General features: G+C 42.8%; 21 protein-coding genes. 14 read left to right on the forward strand and 7 right to left on the reverse strand.

What is annotated here, in order from left to right:
* Window positions 1-828 (reverse strand): pantoate--beta-alanine ligase (gene panC, locus AACZ11_RS07735; RefSeq protein WP_290625096.1); only part of this gene is annotated, 828 nt, incomplete at its 3' end.
* A gap of 196 nt (window positions 829-1,024) precedes the next feature.
* Here panC and AACZ11_RS07740 point away from each other — a divergent pair.
* The 7 genes from AACZ11_RS07740 to AACZ11_RS07770 all read left to right on the forward strand — a co-directional run bounded on the left by AACZ11_RS07740 (window position 1,025) and on the right by AACZ11_RS07770 (window position 9,108).
* Window positions 1,025-1,834 (forward strand): glycogen/starch synthase, encoded by an 810-nt coding sequence (locus AACZ11_RS07740; protein WP_290625098.1) that lies wholly within the window; start codon window positions 1,025-1,027, stop codon window positions 1,832-1,834.
* A 15-nt stretch (window positions 1,835-1,849) separates the two neighbouring features.
* Window positions 1,850-3,445, forward strand: coding sequence for a DUF4270 domain-containing protein (locus tag AACZ11_RS07745; RefSeq protein WP_290625100.1), 1,596 nt, complete (start codon window positions 1,850-1,852; stop codon window positions 3,443-3,445).
* Between the two features lie 11 nt (window positions 3,446-3,456).
* Window positions 3,457-5,304: a glutamine--fructose-6-phosphate transaminase (isomerizing) gene (gene glmS, locus AACZ11_RS07750; protein ID WP_290625102.1), complete on the forward strand. Its 1,848-nt coding sequence runs from the start codon at window positions 3,457-3,459 to the stop codon at window positions 5,302-5,304.
* 151 nt (window positions 5,305-5,455) lie between these two features.
* Window positions 5,456-6,205, forward strand: a complete 750-nt coding sequence (locus AACZ11_RS07755; protein ID WP_290625104.1) for a sulfotransferase family protein — start codon at window positions 5,456-5,458, stop codon at window positions 6,203-6,205.
* On the forward strand, window positions 6,183-7,082 hold the full coding sequence (locus AACZ11_RS07760) for an aminotransferase class IV (protein ID WP_290625106.1): 900 nt from the start codon (window positions 6,183-6,185) through the stop codon (window positions 7,080-7,082). The genes AACZ11_RS07755 and AACZ11_RS07760 overlap by 23 nt, the downstream gene beginning before the upstream one ends.
* A 142-nt stretch (window positions 7,083-7,224) precedes the next feature.
* Window positions 7,225-8,730: a F0F1 ATP synthase subunit beta gene (gene atpD, locus AACZ11_RS07765; RefSeq protein ID WP_034260268.1), complete on the forward strand. Its 1,506-nt coding sequence runs from the start codon at window positions 7,225-7,227 to the stop codon at window positions 8,728-8,730.
* Between the two features lie 99 nt (window positions 8,731-8,829).
* Window positions 8,830-9,108 carry a F0F1 ATP synthase subunit epsilon gene (locus AACZ11_RS07770; protein WP_290625110.1) on the forward strand — a complete coding sequence of 93 codons (279 nt, stop codon included), beginning with the start codon at window positions 8,830-8,832 and terminating at the stop codon, window positions 9,106-9,108.
* A gap of 41 nt (window positions 9,109-9,149) precedes the next feature.
* Here AACZ11_RS07770 and AACZ11_RS07775 read toward each other — a convergent pair whose 3' ends face one another.
* On the reverse strand, window positions 9,150-9,692 hold the full coding sequence (locus AACZ11_RS07775; protein ID WP_290625112.1) for a GNAT family N-acetyltransferase: 543 nt from the start codon (window positions 9,690-9,692) through the stop codon (window positions 9,150-9,152).
* A gap of 37 nt (window positions 9,693-9,729) precedes the next feature.
* On the opposite strand from AACZ11_RS07775, the gene AACZ11_RS07780 reads away from it, so the two are divergent.
* From AACZ11_RS07780 to bioA, 3 genes are read left to right on the forward strand one after another with little or no spacing between them, the layout of a single operon-like run.
* A complete protein-coding gene (locus AACZ11_RS07780; RefSeq protein ID WP_290625114.1) occupies window positions 9,730-10,887 on the forward strand; it encodes an aminotransferase class I/II-fold pyridoxal phosphate-dependent enzyme in 1,158 nt (385 codons plus the stop codon).
* A complete protein-coding gene (bioD, locus tag AACZ11_RS07785; protein ID WP_290625116.1) occupies window positions 10,884-11,510 on the forward strand; it encodes a dethiobiotin synthase in 627 nt (208 codons plus the stop codon). Before AACZ11_RS07780 ends, bioD begins: the two co-directional genes overlap by 4 nt.
* Window positions 11,488-12,753: an adenosylmethionine--8-amino-7-oxononanoate transaminase gene (gene bioA, locus AACZ11_RS07790; protein WP_290625118.1), complete on the forward strand. Its 1,266-nt coding sequence runs from the start codon at window positions 11,488-11,490 to the stop codon at window positions 12,751-12,753. The genes bioD and bioA overlap by 23 nt, the downstream gene beginning before the upstream one ends.
* Here bioA and AACZ11_RS07795 read toward each other — a convergent pair.
* On the reverse strand, window positions 12,739-13,179 hold the full coding sequence (locus AACZ11_RS07795) for a cytochrome c oxidase assembly factor Coa1 family protein (RefSeq protein ID WP_290625120.1): 441 nt from the start codon (window positions 13,177-13,179) through the stop codon (window positions 12,739-12,741). The two genes, bioA and AACZ11_RS07795, sit on opposite strands and share 15 nt — an antisense overlap.
* A gap of 64 nt (window positions 13,180-13,243) precedes the next feature.
* Between AACZ11_RS07795 and AACZ11_RS07800 the strand changes: the two genes are divergently transcribed.
* The 4 genes from AACZ11_RS07800 to AACZ11_RS07815 all read left to right on the forward strand — a co-directional run bounded on the left by AACZ11_RS07800 (window position 13,244) and on the right by AACZ11_RS07815 (window position 17,251).
* Window positions 13,244-14,398, forward strand: a complete 1,155-nt coding sequence (locus AACZ11_RS07800) for a beta-ketoacyl synthase N-terminal-like domain-containing protein (RefSeq protein WP_290625122.1) — start codon at window positions 13,244-13,246, stop codon at window positions 14,396-14,398.
* Window positions 14,399-14,431: 33 nt separating this feature from the next.
* Window positions 14,432-15,526: a biotin synthase BioB gene (gene bioB, locus AACZ11_RS07805; protein WP_290625124.1), complete on the forward strand. Its 1,095-nt coding sequence runs from the start codon at window positions 14,432-14,434 to the stop codon at window positions 15,524-15,526.
* A gap of 74 nt (window positions 15,527-15,600) precedes the next feature.
* Entirely contained in the window at window positions 15,601-16,233 is a 633-nt protein-coding gene (locus AACZ11_RS07810; protein ID WP_290625126.1) for a fibronectin type III domain-containing protein, read from the forward strand.
* Window positions 16,234-16,381: 148 nt separating this feature from the next.
* Window positions 16,382-17,251 (forward strand): cupin-like domain-containing protein, encoded by an 870-nt coding sequence (locus AACZ11_RS07815; protein ID WP_290625128.1) that lies wholly within the window; start codon window positions 16,382-16,384, stop codon window positions 17,249-17,251.
* Here the strand turns inward: AACZ11_RS07815 and AACZ11_RS07820 are convergent.
* From AACZ11_RS07820 to AACZ11_RS07835, 4 genes are all read right to left on the reverse strand, one after another.
* A complete protein-coding gene (locus AACZ11_RS07820; protein WP_290625130.1) occupies window positions 17,238-17,723 on the reverse strand; it encodes a regulatory protein RecX in 486 nt (161 codons plus the stop codon). The genes AACZ11_RS07815 and AACZ11_RS07820 overlap by 14 nt on opposite strands.
* 122 nt (window positions 17,724-17,845) lie before the next feature.
* The gene (locus tag AACZ11_RS07825) at window positions 17,846-18,550 is read right to left on the reverse strand and encodes a T9SS type A sorting domain-containing protein (RefSeq protein ID WP_339832070.1); all 705 of its coding nucleotides are present in this window, start codon (window positions 18,548-18,550) and stop codon (window positions 17,846-17,848) included.
* Between the two features lie 528 nt (window positions 18,551-19,078).
* Entirely contained in the window at window positions 19,079-20,632 is a 1,554-nt protein-coding gene (locus tag AACZ11_RS07830; protein WP_290625134.1) for a ribonuclease E/G, read from the reverse strand.
* A gap of 350 nt (window positions 20,633-20,982) precedes the next feature.
* A complete protein-coding gene (locus AACZ11_RS07835) occupies window positions 20,983-21,291 on the reverse strand; it encodes an HU family DNA-binding protein (protein WP_290625250.1) in 309 nt (102 codons plus the stop codon).
* Window positions 21,292-21,353: the final 62 nt, after the last annotated feature.

A 21,353-nucleotide genomic window follows, 5' to 3' on the forward strand; every position in this document is an offset into this window, starting at 1 on the left:
ATCTATTAAACGCACGGGCCCTACAAATACTGCAATAAACGCACGATAGGAAATACCCGGAAGCTTACGTTGCGCCGTTGTTAACGTAGCTTCATTCGCGATCTCAAAATATTCCAACCGGAAATGGGGGTTATTCAAAAATCGTTCCGCAACCAATTTGTTGAGTTGCGGAATTGTATGTGAGTCGAATTTTTCTTTAACTTCTTTCAAAGTTTGGTAGATCAAAGCCGATTCTGTTCGCTGTTGTGGCGACAAACGCTTGTTCCTTGAACTCATGGCGAGCCCATGGGGTTCTCTTACTATGGCGCAGCCTATAATGTTGACATCGAGCTCCTGCTGCCGCACCATTTTTTTTATGATCTGCAACTGCTGAAAGTCTTTTTCTCCGAAATAAGCGTTTGCGGGTTGCACAATTCGGAACAAGGTACTTACCACGGTTCCCACACCATCAAAATGGCCCTTCCTGTGTTTTCCCTCCATCGCATCCTCTAATCCGTCAAATTGAAAGGATCTGGATGTGATGTTATTTGGATAAATCTCTTCAACATCGGGAGCGAATACTATGATTTCTTCAGAAAGTGTTCTTAAAAGAGTGACATCTTCCGTAAGATTGCGAGGGTATTTCTCAAGATCGGTAGGATTGTTGAACTGCGTAGGATTCACAAAAATGCTTACCACCACACGCGCATTCTCATCCAGAGCTCTTTTCACGAGTGCCAAATGACCTTCGTGCAATGCGCCCATGGTAGGAACAAAACCAATTGTACCACGGCCGTGTTTCTCTAATAGTGCATTTTTAAGTTCGGCACTGTGTGTATAGATTTTCATGAATCTTTCTTAAGAGCGAGCAAAATTAAGATATTAAGGACAATCTTCATAAATTTTCGTAATTTTGCGTGTTTTTAAGGGTAAAGCCAAAAACAATAATTTTTTATGAAGGATTTCTTCGGAAGCTGACAATCTCTTGTTGGATCGTTATTTCTTTTGAGGCTCTTCATATAACCGAAACAAAATAAGTAAATAGATGAAAGATAAAAGGATCTTGTATGTGTCTTCTGAAGTAATTCCTTACTTGCCGGAGACCGAGATTTCTTCAATGTCGTTTGAAGCCCCGAGGATGGTAAACAATAATGAAGGTCAAATTCGAATCTTCATGCCCCGTTACGGAAACATCAATGAACGAAGACACCAATTACACGAAGTGATTCGACTTTCGGGTATGAATTTGGTGATCAACGACATTGATATGCCACTCATCATTAAAGTAGCATCCATACCTAAAGAGCGCATGCAAGTCTATTTTATAGATAACGAGGACTATTTTAAACGAAAGGCGACCTACGCCGATGAGGATGGTAATTTCTTTCCGGATAATGACGAACGCGCCATTTTCTTTGCGAAAGGAGTTATTGAAACAGTAAAAAAATTAAATTGGTCACCGGACATTATCCATGTTCATGGTTGGCTTGCGTCGTTCTTACCACTATACCTTCGCAATTATTACGATAATGAGCCGCTGTTTGAAAACAGTAAAATAGTTACTTCGCTATACAATCATGGGTTTGATGGCACGTTAGATAAGGAAGTTATTGAAAAAATTAAGTTCGATGGGATTGCCGAAGAAAAGGTGGCAGAACTGAAGGACCCTACCTACACGAATATGATGAAGGTAGCCGTTCGAAACTCAGACGCTGTTATTATTGGTTCTGAAGAAATTCCGGAAGAATTAAACAAATTTATCAAGACCATTGAAAAACCTGTGTTAAACTATCACAATATGGAGGAGTTTTCCCAGGCGTATTTAGATTTTTACCAATCGAAAGTATTGGTATAACACACAAAATTGCACATGAATATCAAGAACCTATTGCCAAAATTTACGGCAATCCTTTTATCTATAATTGCCCTTTCTTCTTGTGAAGAGGACTTGTCGCCTATCAATTCTGAAATCATTGGAGAACAGAATTTTAATTCAGATCTATATGTTACAGACAACCTGGTAGCCTTCAGCAGAAAATTGTTCCCGGTGCAAACCAACAATCTGCCCAGTTACCAATTAGGGATCTATAACAATGAGATATATGGGAGATCGACCGTAAATTTACTGTCTCAAGTGACCATGGAATTACCAAACCCTGAGTTTGGAGATAGCACCGAACTGGAAAAGGTGTATTTGTATATTCCATTCTTCAGTACGAGTACAGTTTCAGACGAGGTCACTACATACGAATTAGATTCTGTTTATGGAGATGCACCTATCAATATCACGCTGTATGAGTCCAATTACTTTCTGCGTGACTTCGACCCTAACTCAAATTTTGAGGAGCCTCAAAAGTATTACTCCAATCAAGGACCGTTGTTTGAAAACTTTTTAGGTCCTGTAATTGGCACAGTAGAAGAATTTACGCCAAGCGCCGATGAAATTATAGCTGTAGAAGATGATCCCGCAACCGAAGAGGATGAAGAAGAACGTCTGCCCCCGGGACTTCGTGTCGAGTTGCCCATCGAGTTCTTTAAAGAAAAGATTCTTGATAAAGAGGGCGAACCGGAACTTTTAAATAATAATAATTTTAAAAATTATTTTAGAGGGATCTATTTTAAGGTTACTTCGTCAAGCAACGAAGGGAATCTCTTTCTTTTCAATGCTGCGGCCGCTAGAATAACACTTGAATACACTTTCAAAACCATGGGTGCAGATCCTGATGCTGAGCGGAATGACGCCAGTTTCGAATTGTCACTTAAAGGAATCAACGTTAATACATTCGATAATGAGTTGAATCCCGATATCGCTTCACAATTGTTAACACCCGATGTGGAAAACGGGGAAGAGAACCTATATTTACGGGGTGGCGATGGGATCATTTCGGTGATCGATCTTTTTGGGGATGTTGATAACAAAAAGATCTTGAATGGGGTCTTGGTAGATGGTCAAAATGGAGTGCCGGACGAACTGGATTCCTTGCGCGTGGAGAACTGGTTGATCAACGAAGCGAACTTGATTTTTTACGTAGATCAGTCAAAGATCCCGGGAGGAGCCACGGAACCAGAGAGGCTTGTAATTTTCAATATAACGGAAGGTACGTTGCTCGCAGACTATGATTTTGATCCTACTGTGGGAGAAGCGCCCGTAAATGCTGTGGTAGATCACCTGGGCCGATTGGAACGTGGTAGTGACGAGAATGGTGATTTCTATAAGATTCGTATTACCACGCATCTAAGCAATGTAATACGAAGAGATTCCTTAAATGTGCCCTTAGGAATTATGGTTACTCAGAATGTATTAGTGACAGATTTTCAGGATCTGGAAAATACCCAATCACCGGGAATCGATAAGGTTCCGGCGGCTACGATACTGTCGCCGCAGGGGACCGTTCTATTTGGGAATAACACAGCTAATTCAGAAAAAAGGCTGAAACTTCAGATCTACTATACGAAGCCTAACTAAAAGAGAAAGTAATGTGTGGAATTGTTGGATATATTGGAAAAAGAGACGCCTATCCCATTGTACTAAACGGGTTAAAACGTTTGGAATATAGGGGATATGACAGTGCCGGGATCGCACTTTTCGACGGATCCGATATTCAACTGTGTAAAACAAAGGGCAAGGTCTCAGATCTTGAAGAAAAAGTTTCAAAATCCATTTCATCCAAAGGAACTTTAGGGATGGGTCATACACGTTGGGCAACGCATGGTGTGCCAAACGATATCAATTCTCACCCACACTACTCAAATAGCGGTGACCTGGTGATCATACACAACGGGATCATTGAGAATTATACGGCACTTAAGAAGGAATTGCTCAATAGGGGGTATTCATTTACTTCGGATACCGATACCGAAGTATTGGTAAACCTTATTGAAGATGTTAAGAAGAAAGAAAAGGTAAAATTAGGTAAGGCTGTACAGATCGCACTGAATCAAGTGGTGGGTGCCTATGCCATCGCCTTGTTCGATAGGAACAAACCCGATGAGATCGTTGTCGCAAAGCTTGGTAGTCCACTCGCCATTGGTATAGGGGATGATGAGTTTTTTGTGGCAAGTGATGCTTCGCCGTTTATTGAATTTACAAACAATGCCATCTATTTGGAAGATGAAGAAATGGCCATCATACGCTTGGGACGTGATGTGAAGGTTCGAAAGATCAAAGATGATTCTCTGGTAGCACCCTATGTTCATGAGCTTCAATTGAATCTTGAACAAATTGAAAAAGGAGGCTTCGATCATTTTATGCTGAAGGAGATCTACGAACAACCTTCTGTAATTAAAGATACATACAGAGGGCGTTTGCTTGTGAATGAAGGGATCATAAAACTTGGAGGGCTTGAAGATTACATCGAAAAGTTCATTCAGGCAGACCGGATCATTGTTGTAGCGTGCGGAACATCTTGGCACGCAGGATTGGTAGCGGAATACATATTTGAAGATTGGGCACGCATTCCGGTTGAAGTAGAATACGCTTCAGAATTTAGATACCGCAATCCAATCATTACCGAAAAAGATGTCGTGATCGCGATCTCGCAAAGTGGCGAAACAGCCGATACACTGGCGGCCATCAAACTTGCAAAGGAGAAAGGTGCTTTCGTCTATGGTATTTGTAATGTAGTTGGCTCTACTATTTCCCGAGAGACCCATAGTGGGACCTATACCCATGCAGGGCCGGAGATTGGCGTAGCCTCGACCAAAGCTTTTACTACGCAGATCACCGTATTGACTATGATCGCCTTGAAGTTGGCCAAGAAAAAAGGAACCATCTCTCATAGGGATTATATGGTGCATCTTCGTGAATTGGAATTAATTCCTGCTAAGGTTGAAGAGACATTAAAAACAGATGAGAACATCCAAAAGATCGCAGAGATCTTCAAGAATGCTAAGAATTTCTTGTATCTGGGGCGTGGTTACAACTTTCCTGTGGCCCTGGAAGGTGCGCTAAAACTAAAGGAGATATCATACATTCATGCAGAAGGGTATCCCGCCGCCGAAATGAAACACGGTCCCATTGCCTTGATCGATGAGCACATGCCGGTAGTGGTTATTGCAGTAAATAGCAACCATTATGAAAAAGTGGTGAGCAACATTCAAGAGATCAAATCGCGGGCAGGAAAAATCATTGCCGTGGTGACCGAAGGAGATACAACGGTCAAAGAAATGGCCGATTACATCATGGAGGTTCCGCACACACCCGAAACCTTAACCCCATTAGTAACTACGATACCTCTGCAATTGCTGTCCTATCATATTGCGGTAATGTTGGGAAGAAATGTGGATCAGCCGCGAAATCTGGCCAAGTCGGTAACGGTAGAGTAGAGGTTGGACTGTTTCGTCTTTTCTGTTGAACGCTACTTAATTCGAAAAGGGATGCATGCCATATTGCTTCCATAGTGAATTGGGAACGTATCTAAAACACAGATTCACTTACTAGTTTTTACATCCAATTTTTTACCTTACTTTTAATGAGATGAATCGTGTGATTAACCTCATCTCCGGACCTAGAAACCTCTCTACAGCGATCATGTATGCGTTCGCGCAACGCAGTGATTGCAGTGTGTTGGATGAGCCTTTTTACGGGTACTACCTAAAAAATGCGGCAAACGCGGCTTCACATCCTTCCGAAATAGAGATCCTTCAAACCATGGAGCTGGACGATGTAAATATCATTGCCGATATTGAGCGACGGTCACAACGATCCCATGTATTTATAAAAGGTATGGCACATCATTATTTGCAACCTGCACCTTTATTTATTTTAGATTGGAGTAACGTACTCCTTATTAGACATCCTCGCAAATTGATCGCCTCGTTTTCTAAGGTGATTGAACACCCTACGCTTACCGATATAGGAATTAAAAAAGCTTCGGAATTATTTCTTTTTCTGAAAGAAAATAACCGAATACCCATCGTGATCGATAGCGATGCGCTTTTAATGGCTCCGGAAAGATACCTTCGGAAACTGTGTGCAAAACTGAAGCTTCCGTTTGAGACAGCCATGCTTTCTTGGCCTGCAGGCGGTATTCCCGAGGACGGCATTTGGGCACCGCATTGGTACAAAAATGTTCATAATTCCACGGAGTTCGCGATACAAAGTAGCAGCTCTCAACCACTGCCACCACGTTTCGAAACTTTACTTGCTGAAGCGATGCCTTATTACAACACTTTAAGAACCCACATCCTAAAAAACGATACTCATGCTCCAGACTTCCAACCCTAAGAACGATTCGATCCAAATCTTTGTAAAGGACCGCCTGTATCCTCGATCTGAAGCAAAAGTCTCTGTGTTCGACAGCAGTGTGCAAGGGGGCGATGCCGTATGGGAAGGACTGCGTGTATATCCTGAGGGGATCGTATGTTTGGACAAACACCTCACGCGCCTACAGGAAAGTGCAAAAACGTTGGCTTTTGAGGACATTCCCTCCAAAGAGTTTATTAAGAGGGCAATAAGGCAAACCTTGGAAGCTAACGGGATGAGCGATGAGACCCACATTCGTTTGACACTTACTCGAGGCGAGAAGATTACCAGTGGGATGGACCCTAGATTGAACCAAAGCGGTTCTTGCCTTATCGTACTGGCCGAATGGAAACCTTTGGTCTACGACAATAACTCCGGGATCAAAGTAATAAGTACAAGCCAGCGGCGCAATGCACCTCAATTCTTAGATAGTAAGATTCATCATAACAATTTGCTAAACAACATTATCGCCAAAATACAGGCGAATGTGGCAGGGAAGGATGCCGGCCTCATGTTGGACGACAGAGGTTTTGTAGCCGAGCTTAACGGGAGCAATCTTTTTATGATAAAGGAAGGAAAAGTGTTTACACCCTATACACACGCTTGCCTTCCGGGAATCACGAGGGCTACCGTATTGGAACTCTGTCATCAAAACAACATTCAGGTCTTTGAACAGGACATCACTTTATCTCAAATATACAATGCGGACGGCGTCTTTGCTACCGGCACCATGGGAGAATTGACACCGATAGTAGAGATCGATGGAAGGCCAGTTCCTAAAACCGACAAACACATGATAACACTTATAAAGTTGTTTAAAGATAAAATAAGAGATTATTGTGAACCACTGCAGGGGTAGATGAGTAAAAACCCATCAAATATTTGCATTAAAAATTTCCGCTTTCCCATTGCATAATTCTAAGAGAAAAAACTATCTTTGCACCGTTGAAAATCAGGGGGCTTTTAAGGCTCTTGGATAACTAAAAAATAAATAGTTTCTCATGTCAAAAGTTACAGGTAAAGTTGCACAGATTATTGGTCCGGTTGTGGACGTTGTGTTTGAAAGCGGAGCAGAGCTTCCTAAGATTTACGATTCGTTAGAAGTAAATAACAACGGGAATTTATTGATTCTTGAAGTTCAATCCCACATTGGAGAGAACACAGTACGAACAATCTCAATGGACTCCACAGACGGATTGAGCCGTGGAGTGGATGCTGTAGCAACGGGAGCACCTATTCAAATGCCTATTGGTGAAGCAGTGTATGGCCGATTGTTTAATGTGATTGGAGATGCCATCGACGGAATTGGGAACTTACCGAAAGCCGGAGACAACGGATTGCCAATTCACCGTGAAGCACCAAAATTTGAAGACCTTTCTACTTCTACCGAAGTATTATTCACCGGGATTAAGGTGATCGATTTGATCGAGCCTTATGCAAAAGGAGGTAAGATTGGTTTATTTGGTGGTGCAGGAGTTGGTAAGACTGTATTGATCCAGGAACTTATTAATAACATTGCAAAAGGACACGGAGGACTTTCGGTATTTGCAGGTGTGGGAGAACGCACCCGTGAAGGAAATGACTTGTTGCGTGAAATGTTGGAATCAGGAATTATTCGCTATGGTGAAGATTTTATGCACTCTATGGAAGCAGGCGGTTGGGATCTTTCAAAAGTAGATAAGTCTGCGATGAAAGAATCAAAAGCGACCTTTGTATTCGGTCAGATGAACGAACCTCCGGGAGCACGTGCGCGTGTGGCCCTTTCAGGATTGACAATTGCAGAATATTTCCGTGACGGAGCAGGAGACGGACAAGGGAAAGACGTACTTTTCTTCGTAGATAATATCTTTAGATTTACGCAAGCAGGTTCTGAGGTATCGGCACTTCTAGGTCGTATGCCTTCTGCGGTAGGATACCAACCAACATTGGCAACCGAGATGGGTGCCATGCAGGAGCGTATTACTTCTACTAAGAGAGGATCGATCACATCGGTACAGGCAGTATATGTACCTGCAGATGACCTTACCGATCCGGCCCCGGCAACTACCTTTGCTCACTTAGATGCAACAACCGTATTATCTCGTAAGATCGCCGAGCTTGGTATCTACCCTGCTGTGGATCCATTGGATTCAACATCGCGTATTCTTACTGCAGATATTTTAGGAAAAGAGCACTATGCGTGTGCACAACGTGTAAAAGAGTTGCTACAACGCTATAAGGAATTACAGGATATCATCGCTATTTTAGGAATGGAGGAATTATCTGAAGAAGATAAGATGGCCGTTGGTCGCGCACGTCGTGTACAGCGATTCTTATCACAGCCTTTCCACGTGGCAGAGCAGTTTACCGGCATCCCCGGAGTATTAGTAGATATTAAGGAGACCATTAAAGGATTCAATATGATCATGGATGGTGAATTGGATCACCTTCCGGAAGCGGCCTTTAACTTAAAGGGAACTATCGAAGAAGCAATAGAAGCCGGAGAGAAAATGTTGGCTGAAGCGTAGTCAATTTTCTGAATCATCTCGAAGAAATATTGCTGCGAAGGAATTGTTAATACTTGTGAGATGTGTAAGAAAGGAATTTAATTTTTCTAAAAAGTAATTATGTACCTAGAAATTGTAACCCCCGAAGCCTCCATCGTATCCGGTGAAGTAGAATCGGTAACCGTACCGGGAGTGGAAGGATCTTTTCAGATGCTGAACAATCATGCACCTATTGTTTCCTTATTACAGGAAGGAAAGGTAACCTTTAAGGGTAATCCGGTAATTGCTGAAGGATTTGAGAACAAGTTCCAAAAGGACGCTTCAGGGAAATGGACTTTGGAGATCAATGGTGGAACGGTTGAGTGTAAAGACAATAAAGTGATCGTCTTGGCAGATTAATTGGTACTCTTAGTAATCATAAAACAAAAATCGCTCCTTTTTTAGGGAGCGTTTTTTGTTAGTGCGATCAATTCCCAATCAACCCCTTGAGACGTATACACAGTTAATTTTCTAAAACCTACGGCATAATGTGCTTGTAACGAACGCGTATTGGTGGCATCTACCTCTGTAATGATGGTTGAGAATTCCGGCGAAACCGCTTCTTGCAGCGTTTTATACAGCATCCTAAAAATGCCTTGTTTCCTGTAGTTCTTGTCGATACAAATTTGTCCCATGACCATATAGGGACTGTTCGTTCCAAAAGCTTGGTCAACTTCGGTGAACATGGGTTTTAATACTTCTATCTCTTCACGGAATCGCGGATGCATACAAAGTGCATACCCCACCACCTTACGTTGTTCTTTGGCAATGATATGTGGACAGCGAGCATTCATACGGGTAAGAAGTTCCAGAGTGTGTTGTACGGTAACGAATCCTTCGCTTTGCTTCACTTCGGAAGGAAGGGCTGCAGGAATATTCTGTAACTGAAGCTGAAGGATTTGCTCGAGTTCTTCTTTTTTATCGACGCTTTTATAGGTGATCATTGATGCCGCTTTTACGAAAGATACCTAAATTTGGAACATGAATTACCTGCCGCCATCACTTCAGAAAAAATTATTGGAGCGTTCCAATGGACAGGCTTTGCGTAGCATTGGCAAACCCATAAAAGGGGTGGATTTCTCTTCGAACGATTATCTGGGTTTTACTACTTCAGAAACGATCTATAAGCGTGCTTCCCGCTTGTTGAACGATAAAAGGATAGAGGTGAATGGAGCAAGCGGTAGCCGACTTCTCACCGGTAATCACGGTCTATATCAAGAAACAGAAGCCTTTATTGCTCAAGTTCACAAAGCCGAAGCTGCACTGCTCTTTAATAGTGGGTATGATGCCAATCTCGGTTTTTTGGGATGTGTGCCACAACGCGGTGATGTGATCTTGTACGATGAACTTTCCCACGCTTCTATTCGAGACGGTATTGCAATAAGCCATGCGAAGGCATATAAATTTCGGCATAATAGCATTTCCGATCTGGAGCGCCTCATAGACCTACATAAAAAGGAAGGGACGGAGGTCTTTGTAGTAACCGAAGCCGTGTTTTCAATGGATGGTGATTGCCCTGATCTTGTCGCCATGGCAGATATGTGTCAAAGATCGAGCGCCCTATTGATTGTTGATGAAGCTCACGCGGTGGGGGTTATTGGGAATGGTCTTGGAAGTGTACAGGAATACGCGCTTGAAATTGCTGTGTTTGCGCGTATCGTTACCTTCGGAAAAGCATTGGGGTGTCATGGTGCTGCCGTTCTTGGAAGCACTATACTTACTGATTATCTTATCAATTTCGCCCGAAGCTTTATCTACACCACTGCCTTACCTCCTCATTCGGTCGCGACGGTTCAGGCAGCGTATGAAGCGCTTGCATCTCAATCTACTGAAGGTAAGAATTCCGCCATAGCGCAGTTGCAATCCAATATCATTTTGTTCCGAAACTTGGTTGAAAAGAAAGGACTTTCCGGTTGTTTTATGCCAAGCGAGTCTGCCATTCACAGTTGTCTCCTTCCGGGGAATAAAAAAGTAAAAGCCGCTGCAGATACATTGCAAAAGGCAGGCTTTGATGTGCGGCCTATTTTATCACCTACGGTCCCTTCAGGAAAGGAACGGCTACGCTTTTGTATCCATAGCTTTAATTCCAAAGAAGAAATGGAAGAGGTCCTGAATCTATTGGCTACCTTTGCAGTATGAATACTACCTTTTTCATCACAGGAACCGGAACCGGCGTCGGCAAGACCGTGGTAGCCGCTATCATTACGGAAGCACTGCGCGCCGACTACTGGAAACCGGTACAAGCCGGAGATTTGGACGCCGGGGATTCACAAACGGTTCAACGCTTGGTTTCCAACAAGAAGACGATTTTCCATCCCAATGCCTATGCCTTAAGAACACCTATGAGTCCGCATGCGGCAGCAGCACTCGATGGAGTTGCCATAGATGCATCAAGTATCCGGCGCCCAAAAACGAAGAATGCGCTGGTGATCGAAGGTGCCGGAGGCGTCTTAGTCCCTTTAAACGATAGCGAGACCATCATGGACCTCATGCTACCAACGGACCAAGTGATTGTGGTGTCAAAACACGAATTGGGAAGTATCAATCATACCTTGTTAACCATTGAAGCGCTTAAACAAAGAAACCTTTCTATATTTGGAATTATCTTCAACGGCCCCGAAACGCCTACTACCGAAACGGTGATTTCAAAAATGACGGGTGTTCGTATTCTTGGACGTATCGACACAGAACCTTACATGGATGCACGGGTCGTTTTGGACTATGCAGAAATTTTTAACGATGAGTTTACAACAACGAGATAAGAAGCACATCTGGCATCCGCTCACCCAGCACCAAACGGCGGCACCTCCCATTGCTATTGTGAAAGCAAAAGGTGCGCTACTGTGGGACGAGGATGGAAAGGAATATATTGACGGGATTGCATCTTGGTATACTGCGATGTACGGTCACTGTAACGACCACATTATTACAAGTGTTTCAAAACAACTTAAAGAGCTCGATCAAGTGGTCTTTACAGGCTTCACACACGAACCCGCAGTACAACTTTCAGAACGACTCATGGCCATCTTGCCGCCAAACCAACAGAAACTTTTTTTCAACGACAATGGCTCAACGGCTGTGGAGGCGGGAATAAAAATGGCGTTACAATACCATTACAATAAAGGAGCGAAACGCGATACGCTCATTGCGTTCGAAGAAGGATTTCATGGGGATACCTTTGGCGCAATGAGTGTATCGGGTCTTTCAGTTTACAACGGTCCTTTTGAAGAATTCTTTCTGAAAGTGGTTCGAATTGCGACACCAACCACAGAGCAACCCGACGCACTGCTCGCACAACTCGAAGAGATCCTAGAAAATAACAACTGTGCTGCATTTGTATATGAGCCATTGGTTCAGGGTGCCGCCGGAATGAAATTCCACAATGCCATGGGTTTGGAACAACTGCTGAAACGATGTAAGCATCATGATGTGCTGTGTATCGCCGATGAAGTAATGACAGGTTTTGGCAAGACCGGAAGGAACTTTGCTTCAGAATACCTAGATACCCCACCGGATATTATGTGCTTGAGTAAAGCACTTACCGCCGGAGTCGCTGCTATGAGTGTTACCACCTGCACGCAGCAAGTCTTCGATGCTTTTTTGGGTGAGACGATTTCCAAAGGATTCTTTCATGCACATACTTACAGTGCCAATCCTTTAGCCTGTAGTGCCGCCATCGCCGGCTTGGAACTGCTTACCTCCAACGCCATACAAGACGATGGGGAACGCATTTACCAAAAGCACTGTGCATTTGCAAAGCGAATTAAGAAGCACCCAAAGGTCGCTTCCGTACGAACTATGGGACTAATTTTTGCGTTGGACCTAGCCTTGGAAACCGATCGGTATGGAGCAGTACGGGATTTGTTATTTGCTCATTTTATGGAAAGAGGCGTTTTTCTTCGTCCGTTGGGAAATACCATTTACATTCTGCCTCCTTTTGTTACCACCGACCAACAACTGGAACAAATCTACGGTGCCGTCGAATCGTGTTTACCACTCGTCTAAATCCTCTGTATCTTCCAATAACGACACTTTCTCTCCCGTATCGTATAAAATAACCTCCATGACCGAGTATTCCCAAGTCTCGGTATACTTGTCTGCAACGACTACCAACAATGCTTTGCCATTAGGTCCTTTTATGGGGATCTCCAAATTGGTGTGTCCTTCGCCGTTTTTATAATTGATACTCCCTTTGGTCATACCATGGGTTTCAATAGGTGTTCCTAAGGATACCATAACAGTTTGGTTGTTTTGTGCTCTGGCAACCCCTTCTTGATACGGTTCAGAATCTGAAAAAAGCGAGGTAACGCCAATGATCATGGTGCCTGCGAAGGCAATAAATAGAACAATAATAAGGAGACAGCCGCCAGTGGGAACGGCCCATTTCCAGTTGCGCTGAAACCAGTTACGGTGGTCGATCGTTTCGTCCATATAATTATACGATTAAGGTTGATTAAAAAGTGAGAACCCTTATTTTTGTGCCAAAGTACAAAATTTGGAGATTCCTATTTCAATTTCAGGTATTGCGTCCGTCTCTGCGCTTGGATCTTCTTCTGAGGAAGTTTGGCAACGCTATCGGGATGCCATACCCTTATTCACACAGAGAGCTGTTGGGGATTCCCTGCTATGGGTTTCGGAGGTTGCTTCGGAAACAGAACAGGAACTGCAGGCCCTTCAGCAAGACACCAGATACAAAAAAGTAGATCGTTCGGTATTGCTAGCCATTCTGGCGGCCAGAAAAGCAGTCCTTCTGAAGCATTTTTCAGAAAAGAATACGGGCATTAACATCGGTTCGTCCCGGGGAGCAACCCAGTTATTTGAAGACTATCACAGTACATTCCTCAAAGAGAAAGCGGTCTCTGCCTATGCGTCACCCACAACCACTTTAGGAAATATCTCCTCTTGGGTAGGACAAGACTTAGGGGCAGCCGGGGTACGCATCGAACATTCGGTTACCTGCTCGACGGCCTTGCATGCGCTCTTGAACGGAATCGCTTGGCTACAGGCCGGGATGGCAGACGCCTTTGTTGTGGGGGGAAGTGAGGCCGCGCTAACCCCATTTACCTTTGCACAAATGCAGGCGCTGCGCTTGTACTCTGCTTCAAAGAACAAGATGGCATGCGAATCCATGCGTCTTCGAAAGACCAAAAACACCATGGTGTTGGGAGAGGGTGCAGCGATCGCAGTCATCGAAGCAGGAACTTCAGAACGCACACGAGCGGTGGTGAAGGGTTACGGATTTGCTTCAGAAATAATAACACACAACAGTTCTATTTCTAAAGATGCCAATTGTTTTCAACAATCCATGCGAAAGGCCCTTCAAAAAGCATCTTTGGAAAGCGTGGATTGTATTGTGATGCATGCCCCCGGAACGGTGCAAGGCGATACTGCCGAATACAATGCAATTCGCGCTGTATTTAAAGAACAATTACCGTTGCTTACCTCTAACAAATGGCTTGTAGGGCATACGTTTGCGGCATCCGGTATGTTGAGTTTGGAGCTGGCGGTGATGATGCTTGAACATAACAGATTGGTAGAAAACCCCTTTTTCGCCAATCGACGTCACGCCCCAACAACGCTAAAAAGTATAATGATCAATGCCGTAGGTTTTGGCGGGAATGCTGTTAGTATAATTATATCCAAACCATGATTTACTTTTCTATTTTTAATTATTTTTGAACTTATGAGCGACATCAAACACGACTGGACCAAAGAAGAAATACTTGAGATCTACAACACCCCTATGATGGAATTGTTGTATAGAGCTGCCACTGTACATAGACAGTTTCACGATCCCAATCAGGTGCAGGTGAGTACCCTTCTATCCATAAAAACAGGGGGCTGTCCCGAAGACTGCGGGTACTGTCCACAAGCGGCACGCTATCACACCAATATTGAAGGAAATGATCTAATGAGCGTTTCACAGGTGAAAGCACAGGCATTACGAGCAAAAGCTTCCGGCAGCTCGAGAGTATGTATGGGAGCCGCTTGGCGAAATGTGAAGGATGGTGAAGAGTTCGATCAAGTATTGGAAATGGTACGTACCATAAACAAAATGGATATGGAGGTTTGTTGTACGCTAGGCATGATCACAGAGAATCAGGCAAAACGACTGGCCGAGGCCGGATTGTATGCTTATAACCATAACTTGGACACTTCCGAAGATTATTATAAGGATGTCATTTCAACACGTGCTTATCAGGATCGGCTGGACACCATTGGAAATGTACGAAAGACCAATGTGACAGTATGTAGCGGTGGCATTATAGGCATGGGAGAAAAACTCGAGGACCGAGCGGGGATGTTGGTCGCATTAGCGTCTTTGAGTCCGCAACCCGAATCCGTCCCCATCAACGCCCTTGTTCCGGTTGAAGGGACTCCTATGGAAGCTATTGCGCCTGTATCTATTTGGGAGATGATTCGCATGGTTGCCACCACCCGTATTGTTATGCCCCACACCCAGGTACGATTGTCGGCAGGGCGCACTCAAATGAGCAGAGAAGGACAGGCCATGTGTTTCTTTGCAGGGGCCAATTCCATTTTTGCCGGAGACAAACTATTAACAACCCCCAACCCCGATGTGAACGAGGATATGGAAATGTTCAAGACGCTGGGGCTGGTTCCGCAAAAACCTTTTGTGAAAAAGACACAACCCGAAACAGTAGAAGCAGCATCCTCCGCATATCAGCCACTTGGAGAAAAGCCCAGATGGACGCGTCCCGGACACAGCATCGACCGAAATGAAGAAGCTCGTGAAAAGGCAAAAGCTTCAAAATAATTTCTATATAATTTACATCAATTTTAAATATTTTAGTGTTCCTTCCGTTTAAGAAGCAACAAAAACAACATTCTATGAAGAAAGTCCTTTTTTTAGCATTCATGGCTTTGGCTGTGATCTCTTGTAATAAAGATGATGATGGCGGAAATAACAATTGTCCGACGCCTGCATCAATTTCGGCCATACAAATAAACAGTACATCCATTTTTTTTGAATGGGATGATACCAACGGAACGGCTTGGCAGTTTGAATACGGGCCTACCGGCTTTCAATTAGGGCAAGGAACTGTGGTGTCAACCTCACAAACCAGTTTCTTGATCAACGGGTTGATGCCGTCTACATCCTATACTGTTTTTCTTCGAAACAACTGTGGGAGCAACGGTTTTAGTGAGTACATAAGCAAAGAGTTCATCACCTCCGAACCTATAGTGACTTGTAATGCTCCTACCAATTTGCAGCAAACCGGCATCGGGTCAACATCGATCGATATCACATGGGATGAGAACAATGAAACTGCTTGGGAAGTGGATTACGGCCCTGTAGGCCATCCTGCGGGAACGGGAACCGTAGAGGCGACCTCACAAAGCAACTACCGAATTGACGGTTTAACACCTGCTACCACTTACGAGATCTTTGTACGGGCCAATTGCGGTACCGACGGGTTTAGTGAATGGACGCCTGCATTAGTGATTACCACAGATAATTAACAACACCTTATAATGTATTGAAAGGACCGATTGTATATCGGTCCTTTTTTATGCTTATAACTGAATCGTATCGTTTGATTGTGATGATTTATTAAATTAACATCCCATTAGGGTTAACTTTTGTAATTTTGGGCTTTTCATCGTTACTATGCAATTACAGGAAATAGACAGAGTTGAAACCATTACCAAGGAGGAATTCCTGAAACGCTATTTTAAACCTCAAAAGCCTGTTGTAATAGAGCGGTTTATTGAAGACTGGAAGGCATTCCATAAATGGGACCTCGATTACATGGCCGAAGTAGCAGGAGATAAAACGGTGCCGTTGTACGATAACCGCCCGGTGGACTACAAGGACGGTTTCAACGAACCGCATGCTACCATGAAAATGCGCGATTACATTGCGTTGCTTAAGAAGGAACCCACCAAGTACCGTATCTTCCTTTGGAATATCCTTAAGGAAGTGCCGCAGCTGCAAAAGGACTTTACCTATCCCGATTTCGGACTTAAATTATTAAAGGGACTTCCTATGCTCTTTTTTGGCGGAAAGGACAGTTATACCTTTATGCACTACGATATCGATCTGGCGAATATCTTTCATTTCCATTTCCACGGAAAAAAGGAGGTCATTCTTTTTGACCAGAAACAGAACGATTACCTATATAAGATTCCTCATTCCTTAATCACACGAGAAGACATCAATTTTGCAGATCCCGATTTTAAGAAATGGCCTGCTCTTAGGAAAGCCGAAGGATATATTACACATCTAGAACACGGAAATGTGCTGTATATGCCGGAAGGATATTGGCATTATATGCGCTACCTCACGCCCGGCTTCTCAATGAGTTTGCGAGCTCTTGCCCGCAACCCAAAGAACCTTGGAAAAGCTGTATACAACATCTTCTTTATGCGTCACTACGACAATCTAATGCGACGCCTTAAAGGGCAATCGTGGATCGATGCCAAGAATGAAAAAGCTATTGAGCGTACCCATAGAAAACTGGGTATCACTTTGCAGTAAGTTCACGTAGCTTCTCATAGACCATCTCGCTCTCCCACCCACGATAGAAGAGGTAGTCTGCTAGTTTTTTTTTCTTTTTCTGAAGGTCTTTTTCTGAAGCAAGTTGCTTGATTCGTTTTTCGGCAAGCTCGTGGAAAGTTGAAAGGTATTCGGTTTCCGGGATCTCCCGAAGCGCCAGTGTAATATTGTACTGAGAGATCTCACGAAGCTTTAACTCGTTGACGATTCGTTTCTTTCCCCATTTTTTGGTTCTAAATTTTCCTCTGGCAAACGCTTGGGCGAAACGTGTTTCATTTAAGAAGTTGTGCTGCAGCAAATGGTGGATGATCTGGTCGATGGCTTGCGGGATCATACGCATTTGTTGAAGTTTTGCGTGTACTTCCTTATGGCAGCGCTCCTGGTAGGCGCAATAACGTTCCATACGTCGGGTTGCTTCATCGAGCGTGTAGGTTTTATGGATTTTGTAGTTCATTGGGACAAAATGTAGTAAAAATATGTGAATCTTGATTGGTGGAGTAGGGTATAAGCGTTTTATTAAAAAAACAGGGAGTGACATTTGCCACTCCCGATTTCACTTTAAAAGAAGGAGCCTTATTATTCCTTCACAATCTTATAAGTATAAGACGTTTCTTCCGAATACAATCGTAAAAAATACAAACCGCTAGGCAGTTTGGACAGATCCATTCGTGTTTCTGTACCCGAAAGGTTCGATTTCTGAACCTTGCGTCCGTTGAGGTCATATAACTGATAGGCCGACAGGTCTCCTTGCGATTTTATGAAGAGATAGTCCGTTGTGGGGTTGGGATATACTTTAAATGCTGGAGCTGTAAAAGTTTCTGCATTTAACAACTGATCACCATAAATAGCTACGTCGCCATCACCATTGATGACAGTAAGTGTTTTATATGAACCGGTATTTTCGATGGTGTAAGTGAAAGGATTTTTAGCGAAATTGTTATCTTCCAGATAAATCTGATAATGAAACTGCATAAAAGCATTGATATCGGGATCACCACAGACTCCAATTAATACAACGCTACTATCATCTATTGTAAAAATATTGGTGCCGACATATTGAATCATTGATCCAAAACCTTCTTCACATGTAGAATGATCAATAATGAGTATTTCAGTGTTGGCGTTAAGAATAGCCTGAAAATTGGGATATGGCCTTTCGTATTCCTCTGAATCCATAATGATTTTTTCTAAATACCAATCATTTTCAAGGAGGGCAGGGTCTTGGCCAATGAGCTTTGGAGAAAAAAGGATAATGGCTATTATTACTAAGAATTTTTTCATCGTATTAGTTTTAGAAAGAGTTACACTGTTTTGTATTTCGCCGTCGCAGCCTAAGTTAACGCTATAGAGTCCCACCGACAAATAGAAAATATCTATAGTCGTTGTGTCCTTGGTTGGGGCAATGATATGTTTCTTACTGTTGCCGGTATTGATATTTACTGTCATCACAATAGCAGCTTGCTCCCTCGGCAAGATAATTTACCCATTCATTGTACCGAGACCCGACTGGGCACGAGATTCTCGATCCATTAGGAGTGTTGGTTAGTATTGAGGGGAGTTATTGTTAAAGATAATAAAAATTTTAAATGGTATCGTTTTCAAATAAATGCAAGAAATGCGCGAGATCGTAAAAGGTTGCGTTAGGGGTAGTAGCGACATCCTCTACATTGCTTCGTAGGAGGAATGTAGAGATACAGCGGATGACCCGACCCCAACACAGCGTTAGCGGAGGTGGGGTAACGCCCGTATATATGTTACTAAAAGGGCATAAAAAAACCCTCCATCGCTAATGCAAAGGAGGGTCTTTTGTTAGTGAATCAATTCCCCGTTCTTGTCGTGGAAATGATATTCAAGATACGTGTAAGCGTCTCTAGGTTGAATTTTCACCCATTTTTTGTGCTCCATGAACCATTTGGTTCGCACCGATGGAAAACCTTTGGTTAAAAAGGCTGCTATAAAAGGATGCGCATTGAGCGTGATCTTCTTATAGTCTTTTTGAAAGAGGCGTTTCACCTCTTCGTTGATCTTATCGACCACTATGATTGGCGCTTCGATCTCGCTACTTTCGTCCCCTCCAATGTTATTGGGGTCTTCTTCGCGAGTTTTAATGTTCATTTCAGGCCGCACACGTTGGCGTGTAATTTGTATCAATCCAAATTTACTTGGTGGAAGAATTTTATGTTTTGCCCGGTCATCGCTCATTTCATCACGCAGGTGATTGTAGAGTTTTTTACGGTTACCGGCATTGCCCATATCGATAAAATCGACGACAATGATTCCTCCCATGTCTCGTAAGCGTAACTGACGTGCCACCTCGGTGGCGGCGATCATGTTTACTTCGAGCGCGGTGTCTTCTTGATTCTTGGACTTATTACTACGGTTACCACTGTTCACATCAATGACGTGCATGGCTTCTGTATGTTCAATGACCAAGTAGGCTCCTTTGCTGCCGGAGACCGTTTTTCCAAAAGACGTTTTAATTTGACGCTCGATCCCAAATTTTTCAAAAATGGGAACTTTGGAGTCATAATACTTTACGATATGCTCTTTATTAGGTGCAATCTCTTGCACATAATCTTTTATTTGTAAGTAAAGGGTTTCGTCGTCGATATGTATTGCCGAAAATGAATCGTTAAATACATCTCGAATCATCGAAGTTCCTCTGCTTAGCTCGCTCAACACCTTACTTGGGTGGTGGGCTCCTTGTAGCTTTTTACACATCGCTGTCCAGCGATCTGTGAGATTTTGTAAATCTCTATCCAGTTCTGCTACTTTTTTGCCTTCTGCTACGGTGCGTATTATAACGCCAAATCCTTTTGGTTTAATGCTTTGAATCAAGCGTTTTAACCGTTCTTTTTCTTCATTGGATTCTATTTTTTGAGAAATAGAAACACGGTCTGAAAAAGGGACCAACACAATGTATCGACCGGCTATGGAAAGCTCGGAGCTAATACGGGGTCCTTTTGTGGAAATGGGTTCTTTTACGATTTGTACCAGAATAGATTGATTGGACTTAAGGGCGTCGTTAATGCCTCCATTCTTATCAATCTCCTTTTCAAATGGGAAATCTTTTAAAGAGTACTCTTTAAGTTTACCTGTGCTTACACGTTTTACGAATTTCAAAAGAGAAAGAACCTTTGGTCCCAAATCATGATAATGCAAAAAAGCATCTTTTTCGTAACCCACATTCACAAATGCGGCATTTAGACCGGGGACTGTTTTGCGGATCTTAGCGAGATAGATATCTCCCACCGAAAACTTGTTGTCCTCTTCCTCTTTATTTAATTCGACTAGTTTTCCATCTTTTAAAAGGGCAAAATCAACTTCTTGTGAACTGGATCTAATGAATAATTCGTAGTTCACTTTTAATTAATTTTTATCCATCCCAAATAATTTGGGACAAATGGATTAAACAAAATTTTATCACAGGTTTAATGTTCCTACATAACGTAGGAAAAAACCCGTTGAAATCAACAGCTTTAAGGTAACAAAGCGGTATGATTTCGTTGTCAAAGAACGTTTTTTTGGATACCCTGCCCACGGCAGGGTATTTTTTCTAAACGAAAAAAGTAGTTGGAAAACTACTTTTTCTTGTGGCGATTCGCGCGTCTTCTTTTCTTGCGCTTATGCGTTGCTACCTTATGTCTTTTTCTTTTTTTACCACTAGGCATACTAACTTTTTTTAGTTGTTCACACGTTGCGAACGGTTATTATTATTTTACTTCAACATTCGTTTTAACGCCTTCTACAAAAACTTTTGCAGGTTTGAACGCCGGAATGTTGTGGGCGGGGATCTTAATTGTTGTATTCTTTGAAATATTTCTACCGGTCTTCTCGGCTCTTTTCTTAATAATGAAACTTCCAAATCCTCTTAAGTATACATTGTCTCCGCTCTCAAGAGAATTCTTCACTTCGTCCATAAAGGTTTCTACTGTAGCTTGAACATCACCTTTTTCCATTCCTAATTTCTCTGAAATTTTCGCTACGATATCTGCTTTCGTCATTCTATTATTTGTTTTAATTATTATATTAGGTTTATTTTTTTCAAGAGGGCAAATATAACGATTTTATAATCAATAATTCA

The sequence above is a fragment of the uncultured Altibacter sp. genome, from assembly GCF_963972995.1.
In the GTDB taxonomy this organism is placed as follows: domain Bacteria; phylum Bacteroidota; class Bacteroidia; order Flavobacteriales; family Flavobacteriaceae; genus Altibacter.